This window comes from Geobacillus proteiniphilus (genome assembly GCF_001908025.1).
GTDB lineage: Bacteria > Bacillota > Bacilli > Bacillales > Anoxybacillaceae > Geobacillus > Geobacillus proteiniphilus.
Genome location: NZ_MQMG01000011.1, coordinates 37634 through 59390, shown reverse-complemented (window position 1 = coordinate 59390; position 21757 = coordinate 37634). Strand labels below are relative to the sequence as shown.

Genomic DNA, 21757 nt, shown 5'->3' with positions numbered 1-21757 from the left:
TCCCGTCTTCACAAAACAAGAAAGAGGGTGTCCCAAAAGGATCGGGACACCCTTTCTTATTACCGTATATAGGTATAAAACAATCAATAAGAAACAATATGTTGTGTTTTGTTTAAGGGAAATTACCCTTTTGGGTCAGCTCCTTGTCACTCCACGTCACCCGACGGCGGGGGAGAAGACGGCTCGCCGCTCTTTTGATGACCGGAATTGGGCGGCGAGGCGGACGGCAGCGAAACGAGGTTCGACGGCGCCGATTCCTGTCCGGCGATGTCCACAGCAGTGACGCAGTACGCGGCGCCCGGCTGCAGCGGCGAAAACGAGGCTGCCTCGTCCGCTTTAACAGCGGCGGCGAGGCGTCGTTCCCCCGTTTCGTTCACTAGATAGACGCGGTAGCCGATGACATCCGGCTCGTTATGGCGATTCCAGACGAGCTTGCCCCCTGCAAGCCGAGCGGCGGGTGGAGCCGGTGGACGGCCGTTTTCCTTTAATGTGGAGACGAGCGATGCATCGCCCGCCTGCCCTTCGCCGTTGATCCCCCAATCGGCGAGAAGCTTCGGATTCACGATCACTTCGCGAGTGACAAACTCTTCCGGCGTCGTCTCAAGCGCCACATAGCGGCGTCCGCCGATGACGACGACCCGGCTTTCCATCACTTCCTCGCCGCTTCCTTCCCGCGGTGCAAACTTCGTATTGTACAGATCGTAACGGACGAGCCCGGCTTTTTCGCACGCGGCCGACGGGCTGAAGCCGCTCGCGGCGCAGTAAGCGCGGCGGACGATGCCGCCTGGCATGAGAAACCGCTTCGGCGGAGCGATGAGCTTCGGGTTTTCTTGATAGGCAGCATTGATCAACCGCGCCCATAACAGCTGGGTGCGCTGGCTGTAGGAAAGCCCTTTGTAGCGGGACTCAAGCGGCGCCGGCCGGTCATAGCCGATCCAAACGCCGAACGTGACGTTCGGATTGACGGCGATAAACCACGAATCGCGCTTGTCTTGCGATGTGCCGGTTTTTCCCGCCCAATCGGCGGAAAAGGTCAAGTAGCGCGGCACCGACGAGGCCGTTCCGCCGTGAAGCACGTCGCGCATCATATCGATCATCAAGTACGACGTTTGCGGAGAAAACACCGGGACGGGCTTGCTTTGATGTTCGTAAACGATCTTTCCGTTCTTGTCGACAATCTTCTCAATCATGTAAGCGTCCACGAACGATCCGTAATTGGCGAACGTCGCATAGGCGTTGACGTTTTCTTCGACCGTGACGCCAATGTGCGTCCCGCCGATCGCTAGAGCCGGGTTGTTTTCTTCCTGCTTGGCGACGCTTTTGATCCCCATTTTATGCAAATAGTCGATCGGATGTCGGGATCGGATTCTCATATACGTCCGAATGGCCGGGATGTTGTACGACTGCTCGAGCGCGCGCCGCGCCGAGACAAGGCCGTGCGTTTTTCCGTCCGCGTTTTTCGGCGTATACGAACCGATCGACAGCGGGAGATCGGGAATGATGGTGCCTGGCTGGATGACGCCCATCTCCATCGCCGGCGCGTATACTAAGAGCGGCTTCATCGTTGACCCGTTGGAACGGTGCGCTTGGGTGGCGTGATTCAACTGTTCGCGCTTGTAATCGCGGCCGCCGACGAAACTGATGATTTTTCCCGTTTTGTTTTCGATGAGCATCGCCCCGACTTCGACCGGTTGGCGATGGGCGACCATTTTTCCCGTTTTCTTGTCTTTGGTGTAATACACATTGTCGCTGCCGTAATAGGCGTAACGAGCGGCGATGCGCTGCATCTGCTCATAAATATTCTTGTCGATCGTCGTGTAAATACGATATCCGCCTTGGCGCAGCGCTTTTTCCGCCTCGCCGAGGTAGCGGCGGGAACGAGCGGGGTCGCGCTTCAGCTCTTCCGGCTTATAGCCGTCGCGCTTGGCGAACGTTTCCGCCAGCACGTCTTTTGCCCGTCTCTCGATTTCCATCGTCAAAAACGGATACCGTTCAAACGGCGACGGCTTCGGGGCGGCGAAATGCTTCGCCACATCATAGGCAAGCGCTTCCTTGTACTGCCCTTCGGAAATATAGCCGGCCCGCTTCATCCGGTAAAGCACCGTTTTCATCCGCTTCAAGCCCGCCGAGATGTCCGGTTTGACGCTGCCGTCAGCGGCAAACGGGGTGTAGACGAACGGGTTTTGCGGCAGTCCGGCCAAAAACGCCGCTTGAGCGAGATTCAACTCTTTGGCGTTGACGCCAAAGACGCCCTGGGCCGCGGCTTGGATGCCGGCAATGTTGCGCCCCGAAGAATTGCGGCCGAACGGAACGACGTTTAAATACGCCTCTAAAATGTCCTCTTTGGAAAAAAATTTCTCCAGGCGAAGCGAAAGCAGCATTTCTTTCGCCTTCCGCTCGAACGACACTTCGCTTGTCAGCAGTTGATTTTTGACGAGCTGCTGCGTAAGCGTGCTCCCGCCGCTTTTGACCGGCGAGTTCGTCAGCTCTTGAAACATGGCGCGGATGACTGCCTTCGGAACGACGCCGTCATGTTCATAAAAATGTTCGTCTTCGGTCGCGATGATGGCTTGCACGACGTACGGAGACACGTCGGACAGGCGCACCGCCTCGCGGTCAAGGTCGGACCGGAATCGCCCTAAATACACGCCGCCGTCAAAGTACATATGGCTCGTTTCGCCGTAACTGTAAATCTCCTTTTTCATCTCGTCGGGCGAGGGAACGGGCATATCCTTGACCAAAAAGGCAAAATAGCCGGCTCCCGCGCCGATGGCAAAGCAGACAAGGCAGAGTGTGGCGATGAGCAAAATCAAGATGACGTTCCAAACAACATCGTATGTAAGTGAAAAATAATGCCACGCTTTTTCGAGAGAAAAGGAAAGTTGGTTTCGTTTCATGCCGGCCCCCCTATGTGGTGGATCATTATGTATAAGTATACCATAGGAAAGGGATGTCATTGTGGAATTTTGCCGATTTTTCGCCGTTTGTGCGAAAAGCGTTAGGGTTGACAGCGAGTGCATCGCTATGATAAAAAAATGTATATATTTCATATGAGAAAGCGATGACGGGAACAAGTAGCGGCTGTCTCCCTGGTGCAGAGAGCTGGCGGACGGTGCGAGCCAGCCCACAGGCAGGCGCGAATTACCTCCCTGAGCAGCGATGGCGAACGGTTTTGGCACCTAGTAGCCATCCGCCGGCCGGCGCCGTTATCCAAATGAGCGAGAAAGCGTCATGCTTTCTAAGTAGGGTGGTACCGCGGTTCGACACTCGCCCCTTCATCACGGGCGGGTGTTTTCTTTTTCGTGACATTCATAGAGAGGTGAAGGACATGGATTTGCTTGCAGAATTGCAATGGCGCGGGCTCGTCAACCAAACGACGGATGAAGACGGGTTGCGCAAGCTGTTGAATGAGGAGCGGGTGACGCTCTACTGCGGGTTTGACCCGACGGCGGACAGTTTGCATATTGGCAACTTGGCTGCCATTTTGACGCTGCGCCGCTTCCAGCAGGCGGGGCACCGGCCGATCGCCCTAGTCGGTGGGGCGACAGGATTAATCGGTGACCCGAGCGGGAAAAAAAGCGAGCGCACGCTCAATGCCAAAGAGACGGTCGAGGCATGGAGCGCGCGTATTAAAGAGCAGCTCGGCCGCTTTTTAGATTTTGAAGCGGACGGCAATCCGGCGAAAATCAAAAACAACTACGACTGGATTGGGCCGCTTGATGTCATTACGTTTTTGCGCGACGTCGGCAAGCATTTCAGCGTCAACTACATGATGGCGAAAGAGTCGGTGCAATCGCGCATCGAGACGGGCATTTCGTTTACCGAGTTCAGTTATATGATGCTGCAGGCGTATGACTTCCTGAAGTTGTACGAGACAGAAGGCTGCCGCCTGCAAATCGGCGGAAGCGACCAATGGGGCAACATCACGGCAGGGCTTGAGCTTATTCGCAAAACGAAAGGCGAGGCGCGGGCGTTTGGCTTGACGATCCCGCTTGTGACGAAAGCGGACGGCACGAAATTCGGGAAAACGGAAAGCGGCACGATTTGGCTCGATAAAGAGAAAACATCGCCGTACGAGTTTTACCAGTTTTGGATCAACACCGATGACCGCGATGTGATCCGTTACTTGAAGTACTTTACGTTCCTGTCGAAAGAGGAAATCGAAGCGCTTGAACAAGAGCTTCGTGAGGCCCCAGAGAAGCGGGCGGCCCAAAAGGCGCTTGCCGAGGAAGTGACAAAGCTCGTGCACGGCGAAGAGGCGCTCAGGCAAGCGATTCGCATTTCTGAAGCGCTCTTTAGCGGCGACATTGCCAATTTGACAGCGGCGGAAATTGAGCAAGGGTTCAAAGATGTGCCGTCATTCGTTCATGAAGGAGGCGACGTTCCGCTTGTCGAGCTGCTCGTTTCTGCCGGCATTTCGCCATCGAAGCGGCAAGCGCGCGAAGACATCCAAAACGGCGCCATTTACGTCAACGGCGAGCGCCTTCAAGACGTCGGAGCCATATTAACGGCTGAACACCGCCTTGAGGGGCGGTTTACAGTCATCCGCCGCGGGAAGAAAAAGTATTATTTGATTCGCTACGCCTAAGAAAAAAGATCCGAAATGCATCGGCATTTCGGATCTTTTTTGCGCCTTAACGCGAGTAGAACTCGACGATGAGCGCTTCGTTGATTTCCGCCGGCAGTTCGGAACGTTCCGGCAAGCGGGTGTACGTTCCTTCCATTTTTTCCGGATTGAACGTCAAGTAATCCGGAATGTAGTTGTTCGCTTCGAGCGCTTCTTTAATCACTTGCAAGTTGCGCGATTTTTCGCGAACGGCGATCGTTTGTCCCGGTTTGACGCGGTACGACGGGATGTTGACACGGCTGCCGTCGACCAAAATGTGGCCGTGCGTCACGAGCTGGCGGGCTTGACGGCGCGTGCGGGCCAACCCTAAGCGATAGACGAGGTTGTCTAGGCGCGATTCTAACAAAATCATGAAGTTTTCGCCGTGTTTGCCCGGCATTTTGCCCGCTTCTTCAAACGTTTTGCGGAATTGGCGTTCGTTCACGCCGTACATATGGCGCAGCTTTTGTTTTTCTTGCAGCTGCAAGCCATATTCCGACAATTTCCGCCGTTGCCCCGGACCATGTTGGCCAGGCGGATACGGACGTTTTTGCAATTCTTTCCCCGTGCCGCTCAACGAGATGCCGAGGCGGCGGGAAATTTTCCACATTGGGCCAGTATAACGAGCCATTCGTTGCTCCTCCTTACGCTTTTATTCCCGTAAAATAAAAGCAGATGTGCGCCAACAATTATGGCCATTTCGTTTTCATGCATCCTCGCTCTCGCAGCTAAGAGTTACACGATGCACCTCGGCGGGCCGAGGAACAAAATGGACCATAAAGGTGGGCACAAAGGCTGCTATATTTTACACAAAGGCTATTATATGATTTTTAGAGGATAAAGTCAACATTTTGTTTCCCTTCTTCGCTATTCGTATGATATAATAAAAGATGCAATTTTTAGAAAAAAATTGTCATCCCATTCTCGCGTTTGGAATGATGATGCCGGTTTGGGTGGAAAAGGCGATGAACAAGGAAGAAATGAAGCGGTATGAATCGTTTAAACAAAAATTTTTCCACTGGTTTTTGGCGTTTCAGGATGATGGGCCGTTTTCGGCGGCGGCGGGCGAGTTGCTCGCGCTGCTAAAAGAAGAGCTGGCGCTCGAGCAAGCCGTTTTTTATTTGTACGACCCGGTGCGGGCGGCTTTTTATCCGGAAGCGGCCGCGGTTGGGACGCCGGACGCTCGGCCGATCGCGGCTGATGGAGAACGGAAAGTCGCTGTTGTCGATGCCGGTGGGCCGCATATGGCGGCCCGGCTCTTTTTCATGCTTTCCGATGAGGCGCCGGCGATGGTCGAGCTGATGTATCGAAAAGACGGTGGTTTTGACGAACGGTTGTTGTGGGAGATCCGGGCGGATTTGGCGCGATTGTTTCGGAAACTTAGCGCGGTGCTGCAAGGGGCGGGCGAAGAGAAACGGTATGGACAGCTGCATCGCTTCGCCGCGAAAATTCATTCCTCGATGCGTATCGATGATGTGCTTGAAGAAATTATCCGCACGCTGCAAAACGTCTATCCATCGTTCACCTACCACCTTCTGTTGTCGCATGACAACCATCTGCGCGGAAATTTGCCGATCAAAACGCTTGTATTGGATGAAAGCGAAAAACAGACGGCGGCGTTGCGGGCGTTTTTGACTGGACAAGTGCAATGCGAGGAAATGGAGGCGCCGCCGCGCTCGATGCTGTACGCCCCGATTAAAGGGGTGCAGGCGGTGTATGGGGTGATTGAAATTATCGCTCCATACGCCGCGCCATTTCCAAAACGGGAGATTCATTTTATTTCGCTGCTGGCGAGCACGGCTGGAAGCGCGCTTGAGAACGCCAAATTGTATGAACAGTCGCGCCGGCTTGTCGCCGATTTGCAGCTCATCAACGACACGATGCGCCAATTGAACGCCCGGCCGCGGCTTCACGAAGCCATTGAGTACATGGTATCGCAAATCCAACAATCGTTCGGCGCAGACGAAGTCGGTTTTTGCTTGTTTGCCGACGGCAAGCGGGAGCTTTTGCCAGGCAGCACGCCGTTTTTTTTCGACCATCGGTCCGAGCCCTATATCGAATGGGTGGAAAAGCGACGCCAAAGCGGAAATGACATTTTATTTGCCGGCGATGTATGCGTGTCCGCTTTCGGTCCGTTTCGCTCCATCATGGCGGCGCCGATGCAGCAAAACAAAGAAACGAAAGGACTGTGCATTGCGCTCGCCAGCGAGCCATACCGATTTACGTTTGAGATGTTTAAGCTCTTGGAATCGCTCGTTCAACATTCAACGCTGGCGTTTATGAACGCGATGCTGCGCGAAGAGCTCGAGAAGCTGGTGATCACCGATTATTTGACAAAGCTGCATACGCGCCGCTACTTAGACGAGGTGATCCAAACATCCATGGAATCCGATGCATCAGGGGCGCTCATTTTGTTTGACATCGACAACTTTAAGCAAATCAACGATGTGTACGGCCATCAAACGGGCGATGGGGTGCTCGTCCAAGTGGCTGAGACGGTGCGCGCCAACATTCGCGATGGCGATGTGGCGGCGCGTTGGGGCGGGGAAGAGCTGGCGGTGTATTTGCCGAAAGTGCCGCTGTCTGACGCCATTTCGATTGCCCGCCGCATCACAGAAAAAGTCAGAGAACAAACGATTCCGACGGTGACCGTTTCGTGCGGCGTGTCATGGTGGGAGCGCCAAGGCTGCGAGGATGCAAAACAGCTGTTCAAACGAGCCGACGCCGCGCTTTATATGGCAAAAGAGACGGGAAAAAACTGCATTTTTGTGCACGATGACTGTCATTTGTATAAGGTGTAAAAAAAAGGAATCCGAGCAAGCGGATTCCTTCTTCGCGCTTGGTGCGCTTTTTTCGTCAGGCGGAAATGAGCACGCTGGCAAACTGCTCCAAGTAGCGGCGGTCGATGTCATCGAAGCGGTTTTTCACCGGGCTGTCGATGTCAAGAACGCCGATGACGCGGTCGTCTTTGATGAGCGGCACGACGATTTCCGATTGAGACGCCGCATCGCAGGCGATATGGCCCGGGAATTGGTGAACGTCTGGAACGACCACCGTCCGCCGTTTGGCGGCCGCCGTGCCGCACACCCCCTTGCCGAACGGAATGCGCACGCATGCCGGCAAGCCTTGGAACGGGCCAAGCACAAGCTCCTCGCCGTCTGCGAGATAAAAACCGACCCAATTGATGTCGGTGAAAAACTGGTTGAGCAAGGCGGCTGCGTTCGCCAAGTTGGCGATGAAGTTGGGTTCCCCGGAAATGAGCGATTTCAGCTGTTCGATGACGAGCGCGTAATTTTCTTCGCGTGTTCCGTTGTAAGCCATGGGACGAAACATAGAACTAGCCTCCTTTTTCATCATGGTTGGAGCAGGACTCTGGCCTCAACATCCAGCAGGATGCAAGCAGGGAAATGGCTGATTCGCCTATTTTATGACGGCTGCGGGCGGTTGTCAACCGAAAGCGCCTCGCGGTCCATCCTCTCCCGTCCTTGGTGCAAGTCGGCGGCGCGATGGGCGTCGGATCCGTAGACGATTGGGATGCCCCGCCGCCGCGCCTCGGCGATCACGCCGCCCGGCGGATACGGCTCAAGGCAGAGCGGTTTGGCGGCGCCGGCGCCGTTGTAGTCCAATTCATAGCCGAACTGCTTGATGTCATCGAGAATGGCAACAATCCACTCATCCATTGGTTCCAAGCATGGGAAACGGCGTTGGAACTTGCGCACAAGCGTCATATGGCCGATGCGTCTCGGTTTGTAGCGGCCAAGCTCCGTGCGGATCGATTGCAGCACCGTTTCGTAGTAGGCGCGGTGGACGCGTTCGACCGATCCGAACAAGCGGACGATGTCGGCGAACATATCTTCGCTGTAATCAAGGCATACATATTGCCCTTCGTGGGCCAAAAAGTGAACCGATAAAATGCTGTCGTCAAGCAGCGGGCCGACCTCGTCGAGCAGGCGGGTTGTTTCTTCCTCAAAGCCAGGAATAAAATCGACTTCGAGCCCGACACGGATGGCAATGTCGTTTCGGTAGCGGGCTTTCACCTCAGCGACGGCGTGCAAATAGCGCTCAAGCTGGCTAAGCTTCATCGAACAGTCCTGGTTGGGCGTTGGATCGATAAACCGCTCAGGAAGCGGGGCATGCTCCGTAAAGGAAATGTCGGTATAGCCCAGTTCGATCGCGCGCTCTACATAGGCCTCAAGCGGATCTTGGCTTCCGTGCGGACAAAACGGCGTATGAATATGCCCGTCGCGCATGATCGATTTTCCTCCTTTCTTCCTTATGTATCATAGCAAAAATAGTGAAGATTCTTGTAAAAAAAATAAAAATTTTGGTCAAAAAATGTCGTTAACATGGTATCATAAAAACATTGAAAAACATATATTTTTGCCTTCTCCGCTATTTTCGTTTGTTCGATAGAAGTAGCTTGAATGCAAGGAGGGCATCAGCGGATGGGAATGGCATGGATCGTTCTGCTCCTCGGAGCGGGGGCAATCATATATAATCATGTGTACCGGAAGCGGATGTACCGGGAAATCGATCGGCTCGAGGAATGGAAAATCAACTTGATGAACCGGCCGGTGCCGGATGAGCTGGCGAAAGTGAAACAGCTGAATATGACAGGGGAGACGGAGCAGCTGTTTGAACGATGGCGCCAGCAATGGGACGACATTGTGGCAGTGAAGCTGCCGAATGTGGAAGAACAGCTGTTTGACGCGGAGCGGCTGCTCGACAAATACCGCTACCGGCAGGCGCGCCGGCTGCTTGGGCAGATCGCCGACGGATTGCGTCGTCTTGAGGAAGAAGTGCATGAAATCATTCATGAAGTGAATGAGTTGATCGGCAGCGAGGAACAAAGCCGGGCGGAGATCGAGGAGCTGCGTGCGGCTCACCGGGAAGCGAAAAAGGCGTTGCTTGCTTACCGTTATACGTTCGGTTCGGCTGCCGACTTGCTTGACGTCCGTTTAACGGAAGCGGAAAAGCAGTTTCAGCGGTTTGCCGAATTGACGGAAGCCGGCAACTATTTGGCGGCGCGCGATGTGGTTCTGACGCTGAAGGAAGAGCTCGGCCGGCTCACAGCTATGATGGAAGAAATTCCTAAACTGCTTGGCGAATGCCAAACGTCGTTGCCAGCTCAGCTCGCTGAGTTGGCTGATGGCTATCGAGAGATGGAAGAGCGCGGATACATCCTTGACCATTTGCACATGGAGCGCACGCTTCAGGAAAAGCGGGAAAAAATCGAGCAATGTCTGGCCATGATCCATGAGCTGCGCATCGAAGAAGCGAAGCAGATTGTCGCTGAGCTGAAAGAAGAGATCGACGCGCTCTACGATTTGCTCGAAAACGAAGTGCTCGCGCATCAATATGTGCAAACGGAAATGCCGCGCATTGGCAGCATGCTTCAGGAGCTCGCCGCCGAGGCGAAGGAAACCGAGGCCGAGGCGCTGTTCGTCCAGCAAAGCTACCATTTGGCGCCAAGCGACCTCGAAAAGTACCGGAGCATCGAAAAGCAGCTGCACCAGTTGCAAAAGCGGTTTTTTCTCATTCAAGACCGCGTTGCCGAGGCGAAAACAGCGTATTCGCTCCTGAAAGAGGAGCTTGAGCAGCTTGTGTCCCAAATCGACCTCATGAAGGAAGAGCATGAACAGTTTCGAACGATGCTGCAGACGCTGCGCAAAGACGAATTGATCGCCCGCGAAAAGCTTGACGGCATGCGAAAAACATTGGCCGAGGCGCTCCGCCTTGTGCAAAAAAGCCGGCTGCCGGGGCTGCCTGAACCGTATGCGCTTGAATTGGCGGAAGCGAGACGCAGCTTGCAAGCCGTTGCCGCGCGTCTTGAAGAAAAGCCGCTTGACATGCCGGCGGTCGACCAAGCGTTGGAGGAGGCGAAAGCGGCTGTGGAACGGCTGTATGAGCGGACGGTGGAAATGATCGAACAGGCGACGCTGGCGGAGCGGACGATTCAATACGGCAACCGCTACCGCCGCCGCTATCCAGCGGTCCGCAAAGGGCTGGAAGAAGCCGAATTTTTATTTCGCCATTATGATTATGAGGAGGCGCTCCGGCAGGCGGTGGCGGTCGTTGAAGAAGTCGAGCCGGGCGCGTTTGACCGTGTGCAGAAATTATGGCAGGAGGATAACAGCCGGGAGCAGTGATAAACCACCCGATAAATGTCGGCTTTCACCGATATTTATCGGTTTTTTGGTGAATAATGTAAATGACTGTGTGTTTTCGTTGCCGATTGGCGCCTGTTTTGGTTAAGATGGACGATGGACAGCGATATTTTGCCGACAATGAGCGGAGGATGGAAGCGATGATTTATCTTGACAACAGTGCGACGACCAAACCATTTCCCGAGGTGGTCGATTCGTTCGTCGCCGTCGCAACGAACTATTTTGCCAATCCGTCGTCGCTCCATGGGCTGGGCATGAAGGCGGAGCGGCTTTTGGCGCAGGCGCGTGAACAAATCGCCGCCATGCTGCGCGTTAAGCCGAACGAAATCGTTTTTACCTCCGGCGGAACGGAGGCGAACAATTTCGCCATCAAAGGGGTCGCCTGGCAATATCAGCGGCGCGGCCGGCATATCATTACGACGGAAATCGAGCATCCGTCTGTCGCCGAACCGTGCCGCCAGCTTGAGGAGCTTGGTTTTGAGGTGACGTACTTGCCGGTCGACCGCGAAGGAAGGGTATCGGTTGAGCAAGTGGAACGCGCGCTGCGCGACGATACGATTCTCGTGTCGGTCATGCACGTCAATAACGAAGTTGGCACGGTGCAGCCGATCGAAGAAATCGGCGCCCTCTTGGCCCGCTATCCGAAAACATTGTTTCACGTCGATCGGGTGCAAGGGATCAGCAAAGTGCCGCTCGACTTGAAGCAAGCCGGCGTCGATTTATGCACGATATCGGCGCATAAATTTCACGGATTGCGCGGCGCCGGCTTGCTTTACGTCCGTGAAGGCGTCCGCTTGGCGCCGTTGATTGCCGGCGGCGGGCAGGAGCGGCAGCTTCGGTCCGGAACGGAAAATGTCGCCGCCATCGTCGCGATGGCGAAGGCGCTTCGCTTGGCGCTCGAGCGCTACGAGCGGGACATCGGCCGGCTTCAAGCATTGAAAGACGAGTGGCTTGAAGCGCTCTCTGCGATTCCAGACATCGAGATCAACACGCCGCGCGATGGCGCCGCTCCTCATATCATCAACTTTTCGTTAAAGCGCGGCGTGAAGCCGGAAGTGTTTGTTCACGAACTAGAAAAAAGCGGAATCTACGTTTCGACGACGTCGGCCTGTTCATCGAAAAAGAAGGCGCCGAGCAAGACGCTTTTGGCCATGGGGCTCGGCGAGGGCCGCGCCGAGCGCGGCATTCGCATCAGCTTGTCGTTTGACAATAGCCAGGAAGAAATCGCGCCGGCGGTGGCGGCGATCAAACAGGCGATCAAAACATTAAGCGAGGTAACGGAATAAGATGATGAACTATGACCGCATTTTGATCCGCTACGGAGAAATGACGACGAAAGGAAAAAACCGGAACATCTTCGTCCGGCGTCTTAAAAACAACATTGCCCGCAAACTGCAGGCGTTCGAGCGGATTCAGATTGAATATATGCGCGACCGAATGTACATTTTATTAAACGGCGAGCCGCATGAACCGATCATCGAAAAGCTGAAAACCGTTTTTGGCATTCATTCGTTCAGCCTGGCGATGAAGTGCGAAAACGATCTGGACGCCATTAAGGAAACGGCGCTCGCCGCCGTCCGCCAGCTCCCATACAAAGGAAAAACGTTTAAAGTGAGCGCCCGCCGCGTCGATAAGCAGTTTCCGTATCGAAGCGACGAGCTGAACTACGAGGTGGGGGCGCATATTTTGCGGCAGACGGACGGGCTTAGGGTCAACGTGCGTGAGCCGGATATTGACGTGCGCATTGAAGTGCGCCAAGACGGGACATATGTCACGTGCCGCGACATTTTCGGCGCCGGCGGCCTGCCGGTCGGAACGAGCGGCAAGGCGATGCTCATGCTCTCCGGCGGCATTGACAGCCCGGTTGCTGGTTATTTGGCGATGAAGCGCGGCTTGGAAATCGAGGCCGTCCACTTTTTCAGCCCGCCGTTTACAAGCGAACGGGCGAAGCAAAAAGTGATTGACCTCGTGCGCAAGTTGACGACATACGGCGGGAGAATCAAGCTTCACATCGTGCCGTTTACGGAAGTGCAGCAAGCCATTTACCAAGGCGTTCCGAACGAGTACTCGCTCATTTCCACTCGGCGGGCGATGCTGAAGATCACCGACGCGCTGCGCCGCCGCCAGCGGGCGTTGGCGATTGTCACAGGCGAAAGCCTCGGCCAAGTCGCGAGCCAGACGCTAGAAAGCATGTACGTGATCAATGAGGTGACCAACACCCCGATTTTGCGCCCGCTTGTTTCGATGGATAAACTTGAAATTATCGAGCTGGCGAAGCAAATCGGCACACATGATATTTCCATTCTTCCGTATGAAGACTGTTGCACCATTTTTACGCCAAGAGCGCCGAAAACGAAGCCGAAAAAAGAAAAAGTGTTCCATTATGAGAGCCAGCTCGACCTCGCTCCGCTTCTGGAAAAGGCAGTCAATGACACAGAAACGCTCGTCATTGATGAAGAAACAGGGCAGGGCGATGAGTTTGCCGAGCTGTTTTGAATCTCAAAATTTACCAAAAGCATCGCTGCATATCGCCATCTGTTTTCACACATTCTATAGGTACAAGGAGGTGAAAACAGATGGCACGAAACAAAACCAATCAACTGCTTGTTCCGGGTGCGCAACAAGCGCTGGAGCAAATGAAATATGAGATCGCTCAAGAATTTGGCGTGAACTTAGGTGCTGACACGACTTCGCGCGCCAACGGTTCGGTCGGCGGCGAGATTACGAAACGTCTCGTAGCCATGGCGCAGCAACAATTGGGCGGCGCACGCCAATTCTAATTTCATACGGCTGGCTTACGCGGCGGGGGCATTCCCCGCCGCTTTCATCATCTTTGGCGAGGAGACCCCCACTTCAACGACCAAAGGGAGTAAGTGGGGGAGGAATCGCCCTTCCTCCTTTCTTTTGTGTATGATAGAATAAAGGCATGGAGAAAACCGTTGAATCAAGGCACTCCAAATTACGTTGCTCGATGTAGGGAGTTGGTTGCAGGAAACGTTGCAACCGTAAAACATCGAACGTACATCTGTCTGTTGTGCGTGGAAGTCAAGCACCGCCAACAGACGCGCCGAATCGTTCGGCAATGATGCAGGCATGACCTGCGTCGTTGGGTAGTCGTCAACCTGCCCCTGATGCAACCCCAAGTCAAGGAAGGAGATTGATGCCCGTTCGCACTTCTGGGGAGTTGCAAGCCCCCACTTCAAGCGTTAGCTAAGTGGGAGTAGTTGACATGGGAAAAACGGTATTCAAAATAGAACGACTATTTTGTATAATAGAGATGCCGACCGCGGCGAAACAAGACAGAGGGGGAGAGGAACGATGAGGCGGGAAGACTTGATTGCTCCCGAGCGCTACAATTTAACATCGGAAATGGAACGGCATGCGGCCGCCGACCCGGACCGGATCGCGTTGAAATGGGAGAGCGAGCAAGGCGAAACGAAAGAGATTACATACGGCCGCTTGATGGCGCGCGCCAACCAAATTGGAAACGCTTTCTTATCGCATGGGCTCGAAAAAGGCGATAAAGTGCTCGTCATGATGCCGCGCCTCATTGAAACATACGAAGTGTACGTAGGGGCGCTCAAAGCCGGGCTTGTCGTCATCCCAAGCTCGGAGATGCTGCGGACGAAAGATTTGCAATATCGGCTCGTCCATAGCGAAGCGAAAGCTGTTGTCGCTTATGCGCCGTATACGGACGAATTTGCGCCGATTGACGGCATCGACCGTTTGACGAAGTTCGTCATCGGGGAACCCCGAGACGGATGGATTCCGCTTGAAGACGCCATGGCGAAGGAGAGCGAAACGCTCGAGGCGGCGGACACCTCGCGCGATGATATGGCGTTTTTGTCTTACACGTCCGGCACAACCGGCAATCCGAAAGGAGTCGTCCATTGCCATGGCTGGGCGTACGCCCATTTGCGCACCGCGGCGAAAAACTGGCTGTGCATTGAAGATGGCGACCTCGTTTGGGCGACGGCCGGACCAGGGTGGCAAAAATGGATTTGGAGTCCGTTTTTATCGGTGCTCGGTTCGGGGGCGACCGGGTTCGTCTACTACGGCCGCTTTGAACCGGAAACATATTTGCATCTATTGGAAAAATACAACATCAATGTGCTTTGCTGCACGCCGACCGAGTATCGTTTGATGGCGAAAGTGCCGGACATCGGCCGCTATAACCTATCCCATTTGCACAGCGCCGTGTCCGCCGGCGAGCCGCTCAACCGCGAAGTGATCGACACGTTTGCCAAGCATTTCGGCGTCGAAGTGCGCGACGGCTACGGGCAGACGGAAAACACGCTGCTTGTCGGCGTCATGAAAGGAATGCCCATCAAGCCGGGTTCGATGGGGAAACCGACGCCAGGCAACCGCGTCGAAATTATCGATGAAAACGGCGAGCCGTGCCCGCCCGGACAAGTCGGCGACATCGCCGTCCATATCGAAACGCCGGCGCTGTTTAAGTATTATTACAAAGATCCGGAGCGGACAGCGATGCAGTTCCGCGGCGACTACTACATTACGGGAGACAAAGCGCGCAAAGACGAAGACGGCTATTTCTGGTTTGAAGGCCGCGGGGATGACATCATCATCAGCGCCGGCTATACGATCGGCCCGTTTGAAGTCGAAGACGCGCTTGTCAAGCACCCAGCCGTCAAAGAGTGCGCCGTCGTCGCCAGTCCGGATGAAGTGCGCGGCCATGTCGTCAAAGCGTTTGTCGTATTGCGCGACGGGGTCGACAAAGACGATCCGTCTCTGATTCCGGCCCTGCAAGAACATGTGAAACAGTTGACGGCGCCGTACAAATACCCGCGCAAAATCGAGTTTGTCGACGATTTGCCGAAAACGGCGTCCGGAAAAATCCGCCGCGTCGAGCTGCGCGAGCGGGAAGCCCGCCTTGCCGGCCGGTCGTCGTAAGCAGAAAGAGCCGGTTGAGCTGGCGGCTGCCAGAAGCGGAGCGATGTCCGCGCGGCGACCAAACAAGAGGGTGTCTCAAAAGCAACGAGACACCCTCTTGCCGCATGCGCGTCGAACGGATTCGCCATTTTAGATCCGGTGTTTCGCCGGGAGAACAGACACACGCTTCACAAAAAGACGCGTTTCACTTTATCCCAGAACGAATTGTCTTTCAAGCGCACCGTTTTGACCACCCGGTCGCTTAAACGAATGTCAATCCGCTCAATATGCTGGATGCTCAGCGCTTCATTGTCGAGGCCGATGATCGGAAAATGGCTCGTTTCCTCTGACATTTTCAGCGTCAACGTCCGCGAGCCGCTCAAAATGAACGGCGAGCCGAGCGTCCGATAGCGGTTGCTGTTGAGCGAGGCGAGTTCGCTCACTTGAAAGCACGGCAAGAGCGGATCGACGACCGCCCCGTGCACCGATTTATTGTAGCCGGTGCTGCCGGTCGGCGTCGACACGATGATGCCGTCGCCGCGGAACGTCTCGAAATGCAAGTCGTCGATGAAAACGTCGATCGCCATCGTTTTAATGATTTGCGAGCGGATCGAACATTCGTTTAAGCAGAAAAACGAAGCCGCGCCGTCGATCGTCACTTCGATGACTGGGTAGCGCCGCACTTCGAGTTTCCAATTTTTCGCCGCTTCCACCATATGATCGATGTCGTCAATATGGAAATCGCAGTAAAACCCGCGCGCCGGCAAGACGGACACGCCGACGTACAAACGGTCAGGAAGAAATCCCGTCTGCCGGACCGCCTGCAAAAACGCGCCGTCATCCCCGATGCTGACGATGATGTTCGCTTCCCGATAGTCGTCGACGACAACAAACGGACCGCGCTCCGCCAGCTCAATGAGCGGCTTCACCCGTTCGATGAGCTCGTCGTCGCGCTTATAAAAAAAATAAAGACGGTTGCGTTCCATATCCATTTTTTGCGTCCTCCCAATGGCATCATCTAATCAATCGATGTACAATGAATATTGTACCACGTTTGCCAGGATTCTAAAAATATGGGCAGCCGATGCAGGGGGGGGAAGACGATGAATCGAAAACGATGGACCGCGTTGGCCATCGCCGCCGCCTTGTTTGTGATCTCGGTGCTTGTTCAAGCGGTTGGCGTTCTTTTGTCCGACAAGGCCGGCGGCTGGTCGGAAAGCTGGCTGGCGCTCATGGAGTCGCCATTTAGCGAAGAAGTCATCGCCGAGGGTGACCCGTTGAAAAAAATCGCCGTGTTGGAAGTGAACGGAGTTATTCAAGATGCGGGGGAAGCGGAGTCGTTTCTTTCCTCATCACAGTACAACCACCAAACGTTTTTGCAAATGATCAAACAGGCGAAAGAGGATCAAGACGTCAAAGCGATCATCTTGCGCATCAATTCGCCGGGAGGCGGTGTCGCGGAAAGCGCGGAAATTTACGATCAGCTGATGAAGCTGAAAAAGAAGACGAACAAGCCGATTTACGTATCGATGGGGGCCATGGCCGCCTCGGGCGGTTACTATATCGCTGCGGCCGGCGATAAAATTTTCGCCAGCCCGGAGACGATCACCGGCTCCATCGGCGTCATCATGCAAAGCGTCAACTATGAAGGGCTGGCAAAGAAGTACGGCGTGGAGCTTGTCACGATCAAAAGCGGGCCGTACAAAGACATCATGAATCCGGCGCGCAAAATGACCGAAGCGGAACGGGAGATTTTGCAGCGGCTGATCAATGATTCGTATGATGCGTTTGTTGATGTGGTAGCCAAAGGGAGAAAGCTGCCGGAAGACACGGTGCGCAAGCTGGCGGACGGCCGCATTTATGACGGGCGACAGGCGAAGGCGCTCCGCCTTGTCGACGAGTTCGGCTACTTGGATGACGCGATCGCTGCGCTCAAAAAAGAGCATCATTTAACCGGCGCTCAAGTCGTAAAATACGTGAACGATGCGCCGTGGAGCTCTCTCTTTGAGATGGTGTCGAACCGGATGAAGCCGGACAGCGAGGCGGCCGGGCTCATCCGCCTGTTGTCGCGCCCATCCTCGCCGCGGCTTATGTATTTATACGCCGAATAAAGGAGTGGAAACATGACGGACATGCAAGCAACGGCGCCGCTGGCGGATCATCTCCCGCCGGCAGAGCGCCCCCTCTGCTACGGCGGCTTTTGGCTTCGTTTTTGGGCGTATTGCCTTGATGTCATTGTTGTCTCGAGCCTCAACCGGCTCATCGTTTGGCCGCTTTTTCGCCTGTTCGATTGGCCGCTTGAGCGGGACCATTTGTTCGCGCCAGCGGCGGTCGCGGCCGCCGTCGTCTTTTACGCCTATTTCGTGTTGATGACGAAAGCGTTTGGGCAGACGCTTGGCAAAATGGTGTTCGGCTTAAAAGTGGTCGATGAGCGCGGCGAGCCGCTCACCTGGCTCACCGTGCTGTTTCGCGAAGTCGTCGGCAAATTCATCGCGAAAAAATTGCTGTTCATCGGTTTTTTGTTTGTTGCGTTTTCCGAAAAGAAAAAAGGGATGCATGACCAGTTCGCGGATACGATCGTCGTCCGCGAGTAACAATCCGCCCGCATCAAGAACGGACCGTCAACCAATGTCCGCCTGCCGAAACGGCAGGTTTATTTTTTTTCCAGATGGCGACAATGTATGATGGGTAGCGTCAAAAGTTCTATGAAAAACCCACACAGGCCATCCCATTGAGCATCGTGGGGCGTGCTCAAAGCCGGATTCGCCCTTGACCAACACCTGCCAAAGGTGCGAAAGGGTCGTCAAGGGCGACGGGGACAAAAAAGAAGGCAATAGGAAAGCCGCCCTTGATTTGCCCAAATTTTACCTTTGGCGGTGTTCGGTTGGTCAAGAAAGGGAGGGCGGACATTGAAAGCAGTCATCGCGGTCATCGCAACGGTCGTTCTTTTGCTTCTTCTCGTCGCCTGGATGAAAGTATCGGTGACGGTCGTGTTTCGCCATATGAAAGACGACGATGAATGCAAAATCGTGGTGCGCACGCTGTTTGGCCTCCTCCGCTACACCGTTCGCGTCCCGCTCATCAAGCTGGACATGGATCCGGATGCGCCGGGGGTGGCGTTTCTCCAGAAAAAAGGAGTGGAGGGAACGCGCGGGAAAGAGGAAAAGAAAGGGAAATTGACCCTAAAAAAAATCGCCGACCTGTTTCGGCAGCTGAAGAGGTTTCTCGAGCAAGTCGTCGACTTGCACGAAATTATGAAACAGTTTTACCGTCACGTGACGATTATGAAATGGGAATGGAAGACGACGATTGGCACCGGCGACGCAGCATCGACCGGCCTGCTCGTGGGGCTTGGCTGGTCGCTGAAATACATGATCATCGGCGCTGCGAGCCGCTATATGAACATGAAAACAACTCCGGCTGTCGCCATCGTTCCGGCCTACGATCGGGCCGCTTCGGAAACGGTGTTTTTATGTATGATTCAGTTTCGAATCGGGCATGCTATGGTAGCAGGATTGCGAGTGGTCAAACATTGGCGCGGACGGCGGCTGCCAAAGCGAAACCCATTGGCAGCCAAGCAGGCAAATGAAGGCTACTAGGAGGAATGACGATGACGAACCATCCGATTCAAGGGCTGATGACAACAGCGATGGAAAACTTAAAACAAATGATCGACGTCAATACGATTATCGGCGACCCGGTGGAGACGCCTGACGGCAGCGTCATTTTGACTGTGTCGAAAGTCGGGTTTGGCTTTGCCGCCGGCGGCAGCGAGTTTATGCTTGACGGCCAACAAAATGGCCACCAAGGGGCGCAAGCCGGCGGGAACGGGCAGGCCCAAGGGAACGGACATCCGTTTGGCGGCGGCAGCGGCGGCGGCGTCTCGATTACGCCGATTGCGTTTCTCGTCGTCAACTCGTCCGGGGTGAAGCTGCTCCATTTGGATGAAAGCACGCACTTATACGAAAAAATTCTCGATGTCGCGCCGCAGGCGTTTGAGAAGATTCAGGCGATGCTGAAGAAAAACAAGAAAGACGGCGCCGCAGGCCAAAAAGCAGACGACTTTGACATTTAGCCGGACCGTTGGCGTCCGGCGTTTTTTTCTGTCCGTTGGCGCAAACTTTAGACATGGGATGAACCGATTGCTTTGACGCAGTCAAAAGTGATATACTTTTCTTAAAGCGTCTTGAATCGGACGCACAGGGCGTGAAGCACCATTGAGGTGTTTGCTCATGAAAGTCTTGCGGAATAAGGGTGAGTTCTGCACGCAGGTGTACGAGAAACCCTTTAGTACGCGAGAACCCCACGACTTTAGTCGTTGGGAAATTCGGTATGGAAATAAGTACATATTTCTTCTAAAGGGGGAGAGAACCCATGGCCAATGTGACGTTTAAAGGCAATCCGGTCACGCTCGTCGGCAACGAAGTGAAAGTCGGCGACAAAGCGCCGGATTTCACCGTGCTTGATCAAAACTTGCAGGAAGTGACGCTCGCGGATACGAAAGGGCACGTCCGCCTGATCAGCGTCGTTCCGTCGCTCGACACTGGGGTTTGCGACGCGCAAACGCGCCGGTTTAACGAGGAAGCGGCGAAGCTCGACAATGTGAAAGTGTTGACGATCAGCGTCGATTTGCCGTTTGCGCAAAAGCGGTGGTGCGGCGCCGCCGGCATTGAGAACGTTCAAGTGTTGTCCGACCATCGCGATGTCTCGTTCGGACAAGCATACGGCGTCTTGATCAAAGAACTGCGCCTGCTTGCTCGCGCCGTGTTTGTCATCGACAGCAATGACACGGTGACGTATGTCGAATACGTGCCGGAAGTGACGAACCATCCGAACTACGAAGCGGCGATTGAAGCGGCGAAAGCGGCGAAATAATGAAAAGGCCCCGACCCGTTCGGGGCCTTTTCGTTCCTATCGGCGCTTTTCTTGCGGCGCGAGGCGGACGGTCGTACAATATACAGAAGGGACGTTGGCAGAAAGGTGGGGACGTACAGATGATGACGCCAGTCGAACGGTTGTTCACGGTATTCGATGAAACGGCCCAACTTTTGCAAGAAGAATTGCAATGCACGTATTTAGAAGCCGTCGCGGAGACGGGGGAGAATTTGTTCCACGGCGACGTGCTGCAAAGCGAAGTGAGCGAGCTGAACGCGAAACGGCTGAAAAAGCAGTATCGCGAACTGATGCTGGAACGGTTTCAAAACGAAGAAATCCGCAAGGCGTTTCAGCTTGCGGTGTTAAAAGGGATGCGCAAGCATGTCCAGCCGCACCACCAAATGACTCCGGATGCGGTCAGTTTGTTTTTGGCGTATTTGGTCCGCGAGTTTACGCGCTCGCATTTGGCGCTTAAGATCCTCGACCCGGCCGTCGGCACGGCGAATTTATTGACGGCGGTGTTAAACGGCCTTCGAGGAAAACAGGCGGCGAGCTACGGCAGCGATGTCGATGATCTGCTTGTCAAATTGGCGTACGTCAACGCGAACTTGCAAAAGCATCCGGTGCAGCTGTTTAACCAAGACAGCCTAAGGCCGCTGTTTGTTGAGCCGGTTGACGTCGTCGTCTGCGATCTGCCGGTCGGCTATTACCCGGATGACGACAATGCCGCCCGCTTCGCCTTAAAAGCGAAGGAAGGCCGGTCGTATGCCCATCATTTGTTCATCGAGCAAAGCTTGCGCTATACGAAAGAGGGCGGCTACTTGTTTTTCCTCATCCCGAATATGTTGTTCTCGAGCCCGCAGGCGGGGCAGCTGAACGAATTTTTAAAAGAGGCGGCCATTGTCCAAGGAGTCTTGCAGCTGCCGCTGTCGATGTTTAAAAACGATCAGGCGGCAAAAAGCGTGTTGATTTTGCAAAAGAAAGGGCCGAACGTCAAAAAGCCAAAACACGTGCTGCTTGTCGAGCTGCCGCGGTTTTCCAACAAATCGGCGATGCAGGCGATGATGGCGAAAATCGACGCCTGGATCACCGAGGAAAAAGAACGTTGAAGAAAGGGTGTCCCAAACGCAGCGGGACGCCCTTTTTGATCACCGTATAGGCCGTCAAGCCCCTTCACAAAACGAGAGGTTGCATCTTCCTCCCCTTGCGCTCACGCGTG

At 54.6% G+C, this 21757-nt stretch carries 18 protein-coding genes and 1 other annotated feature; of the genes, 13 read left to right on the top strand and 5 right to left on the bottom strand.

Going from position 1 to position 21757, the window contains the following annotated elements; all coding sequences use genetic code 11:
- Positions 1-146 precede the first annotated feature (146 nt).
- Positions 147-2897, bottom strand: a complete 2751-nt coding sequence (locus tag BRO54_RS05780; RefSeq protein WP_074043396.1) for a transglycosylase domain-containing protein — start codon at positions 2895-2897, stop codon at positions 147-149.
- A gap of 155 nt (positions 2898-3052) precedes the next feature.
- Positions 3053-3278, top strand: a binding site (T-box leader).
- Between the two features lie 50 nt (positions 3279-3328).
- Between BRO54_RS05780 and tyrS the strand changes: the two genes are divergently transcribed.
- A complete protein-coding gene (gene tyrS, locus BRO54_RS05775; protein WP_033025991.1) occupies positions 3329-4588 on the top strand; it encodes a tyrosine--tRNA ligase in 1260 nt (419 codons plus the stop codon).
- A gap of 46 nt (positions 4589-4634) precedes the next feature.
- Here tyrS and rpsD read toward each other — a convergent pair whose 3' ends face one another.
- Positions 4635-5237 (bottom strand): 30S ribosomal protein S4, encoded by a 603-nt coding sequence (gene rpsD / locus BRO54_RS05770; protein ID WP_011232276.1) that lies wholly within the window; start codon positions 5235-5237, stop codon positions 4635-4637.
- Positions 5238-5547: 310 nt separating this feature from the next.
- Between rpsD and BRO54_RS05765 the strand changes: the two genes are divergently transcribed.
- Positions 5548-7407 carry a diguanylate cyclase gene (locus tag BRO54_RS05765; protein WP_193408803.1) on the top strand — a complete coding sequence of 620 codons (1860 nt, stop codon included), beginning with the start codon at positions 5548-5550 and terminating at the stop codon, positions 7405-7407.
- A gap of 55 nt (positions 7408-7462) precedes the next feature.
- On the opposite strand, the gene BRO54_RS05760 is transcribed toward BRO54_RS05765, so the two are convergent.
- Positions 7463-7939 carry a GAF domain-containing protein gene (locus BRO54_RS05760; RefSeq protein ID WP_011232274.1) on the bottom strand — a complete coding sequence of 159 codons (477 nt, stop codon included), beginning with the start codon at positions 7937-7939 and terminating at the stop codon, positions 7463-7465.
- A gap of 92 nt (positions 7940-8031) precedes the next feature.
- On the bottom strand, positions 8032-8856 hold the full coding sequence (gene hisJ / locus BRO54_RS05755; protein ID WP_011232273.1) for a histidinol-phosphatase HisJ: 825 nt from the start codon (positions 8854-8856) through the stop codon (positions 8032-8034).
- 195 nt (positions 8857-9051) lie between these two features.
- Here hisJ and ezrA point away from each other — a divergent pair, with 195 nt between their 5' ends.
- The 5 genes from ezrA (at position 9052) to mbcS (ending at position 15684) form a co-directional block, all read left to right on the top strand.
- Positions 9052-10755 carry a septation ring formation regulator EzrA gene (gene ezrA / locus BRO54_RS05750; RefSeq protein ID WP_074043395.1) on the top strand — a complete coding sequence of 568 codons (1704 nt, stop codon included), beginning with the start codon at positions 9052-9054 and terminating at the stop codon, positions 10753-10755.
- Positions 10756-10913: 158 nt separating this feature from the next.
- Positions 10914-12059 carry a cysteine desulfurase family protein gene (locus tag BRO54_RS05745; protein WP_033026000.1) on the top strand — a complete coding sequence of 382 codons (1146 nt, stop codon included), beginning with the start codon at positions 10914-10916 and terminating at the stop codon, positions 12057-12059.
- A gap of 4 nt (positions 12060-12063) precedes the next feature.
- Positions 12064-13269: a tRNA uracil 4-sulfurtransferase ThiI gene (gene thiI / locus BRO54_RS05740; protein WP_074043400.1), complete on the top strand. Its 1206-nt coding sequence runs from the start codon at positions 12064-12066 to the stop codon at positions 13267-13269.
- Between the two features lie 80 nt (positions 13270-13349).
- Positions 13350-13553, top strand: a complete 204-nt coding sequence (locus tag BRO54_RS05735; RefSeq protein WP_074043394.1) for an alpha/beta-type small acid-soluble spore protein — start codon at positions 13350-13352, stop codon at positions 13551-13553.
- Between the two features lie 538 nt (positions 13554-14091).
- A complete protein-coding gene (gene mbcS / locus BRO54_RS05725) occupies positions 14092-15684 on the top strand; it encodes an acyl-CoA synthetase MbcS (protein ID WP_074043393.1) in 1593 nt (530 codons plus the stop codon).
- 167 nt (positions 15685-15851) lie between these two features.
- On the opposite strand, the gene BRO54_RS05720 is transcribed toward mbcS, so the two are convergent.
- Positions 15852-16655 (bottom strand): NAD kinase, encoded by an 804-nt coding sequence (locus BRO54_RS05720; RefSeq protein ID WP_074043392.1) that lies wholly within the window; start codon positions 16653-16655, stop codon positions 15852-15854.
- 111 nt (positions 16656-16766) lie between these two features.
- On the opposite strand from BRO54_RS05720, the gene sppA reads away from it, so the two are divergent.
- The 6 genes from sppA (at position 16767) to BRO54_RS05690 (ending at position 21647) form a co-directional block, all read left to right on the top strand.
- Complete coding sequence (gene sppA, locus BRO54_RS05715; RefSeq protein WP_053413909.1) at positions 16767-17774, top strand: signal peptide peptidase SppA; 1008 nt, start codon at positions 16767-16769, stop codon at positions 17772-17774.
- Between the two features lie 12 nt (positions 17775-17786).
- On the top strand, positions 17787-18257 hold the full coding sequence (locus BRO54_RS05710) for an RDD family protein (protein WP_074043391.1): 471 nt from the start codon (positions 17787-17789) through the stop codon (positions 18255-18257).
- A gap of 315 nt (positions 18258-18572) precedes the next feature.
- On the top strand, positions 18573-19262 hold the full coding sequence (locus BRO54_RS05705) for a DUF2953 domain-containing protein (RefSeq protein WP_074043390.1): 690 nt from the start codon (positions 18573-18575) through the stop codon (positions 19260-19262).
- Positions 19263-19273: 11 nt separating this feature from the next.
- Positions 19274-19738, top strand: a complete 465-nt coding sequence (ytfJ, locus tag BRO54_RS05700) for a GerW family sporulation protein (protein ID WP_015375629.1) — start codon at positions 19274-19276, stop codon at positions 19736-19738.
- Positions 19739-20037: 299 nt separating this feature from the next.
- Positions 20038-20538, top strand: a complete 501-nt coding sequence (tpx, locus tag BRO54_RS05695) for a thiol peroxidase (protein ID WP_074043389.1) — start codon at positions 20038-20040, stop codon at positions 20536-20538.
- Positions 20539-20657: 119 nt separating this feature from the next.
- On the top strand, positions 20658-21647 hold the full coding sequence (locus BRO54_RS05690) for a class I SAM-dependent methyltransferase (RefSeq protein ID WP_047758153.1): 990 nt from the start codon (positions 20658-20660) through the stop codon (positions 21645-21647).
- Positions 21648-21757: the final 110 nt, after the last annotated feature.

Bases quoted from the DNA above. Each gene is read 5' to 3' on its own strand.
- BRO54_RS05780 (WP_074043396.1), bottom strand. From the start codon at position 2,897: ATGAAACGAAACCAACTTTCCTTTTCTCTCGAAAAAGCGTGGCATTAT.
- tyrS (WP_033025991.1), top strand. From the start codon at position 3,329: ATGGATTTGCTTGCAGAATTGCAATGGCGCGGGCTCGTCAACCAAACG.
- rpsD (WP_011232276.1), bottom strand. From the start codon at position 5,237: ATGGCTCGTTATACTGGCCCAATGTGGAAAATTTCCCGCCGCCTCGGC.
- BRO54_RS05765 (WP_193408803.1), top strand. From the start codon at position 5,548: ATGCCGGTTTGGGTGGAAAAGGCGATGAACAAGGAAGAAATGAAGCGG.
- BRO54_RS05760 (WP_011232274.1), bottom strand. From the start codon at position 7,939: ATGTTTCGTCCCATGGCTTACAACGGAACACGCGAAGAAAATTACGCG.
- hisJ (WP_011232273.1), bottom strand. From the start codon at position 8,856: ATGCGCGACGGGCATATTCATACGCCGTTTTGTCCGCACGGAAGCCAA.
- ezrA (WP_074043395.1), top strand. From the start codon at position 9,052: ATGGGAATGGCATGGATCGTTCTGCTCCTCGGAGCGGGGGCAATCATA.
- BRO54_RS05745 (WP_033026000.1), top strand. From the start codon at position 10,914: ATGATTTATCTTGACAACAGTGCGACGACCAAACCATTTCCCGAGGTG.
- thiI (WP_074043400.1), top strand. From the start codon at position 12,064: ATGAACTATGACCGCATTTTGATCCGCTACGGAGAAATGACGACGAAA.
- BRO54_RS05735 (WP_074043394.1), top strand. From the start codon at position 13,350: ATGGCACGAAACAAAACCAATCAACTGCTTGTTCCGGGTGCGCAACAA.
- mbcS (WP_074043393.1), top strand. From the start codon at position 14,092: ATGAGGCGGGAAGACTTGATTGCTCCCGAGCGCTACAATTTAACATCG.
- BRO54_RS05720 (WP_074043392.1), bottom strand. From the start codon at position 16,655: ATGGATATGGAACGCAACCGTCTTTATTTTTTTTATAAGCGCGACGAC.
- sppA (WP_053413909.1), top strand. From the start codon at position 16,767: ATGAATCGAAAACGATGGACCGCGTTGGCCATCGCCGCCGCCTTGTTT.
- BRO54_RS05710 (WP_074043391.1), top strand. From the start codon at position 17,787: ATGACGGACATGCAAGCAACGGCGCCGCTGGCGGATCATCTCCCGCCG.
- ytfJ (WP_015375629.1), top strand. From the start codon at position 19,274: ATGACGAACCATCCGATTCAAGGGCTGATGACAACAGCGATGGAAAAC.
- tpx (WP_074043389.1), top strand. From the start codon at position 20,038: ATGGCCAATGTGACGTTTAAAGGCAATCCGGTCACGCTCGTCGGCAAC.
- BRO54_RS05690 (WP_047758153.1), top strand. From the start codon at position 20,658: ATGATGACGCCAGTCGAACGGTTGTTCACGGTATTCGATGAAACGGCC.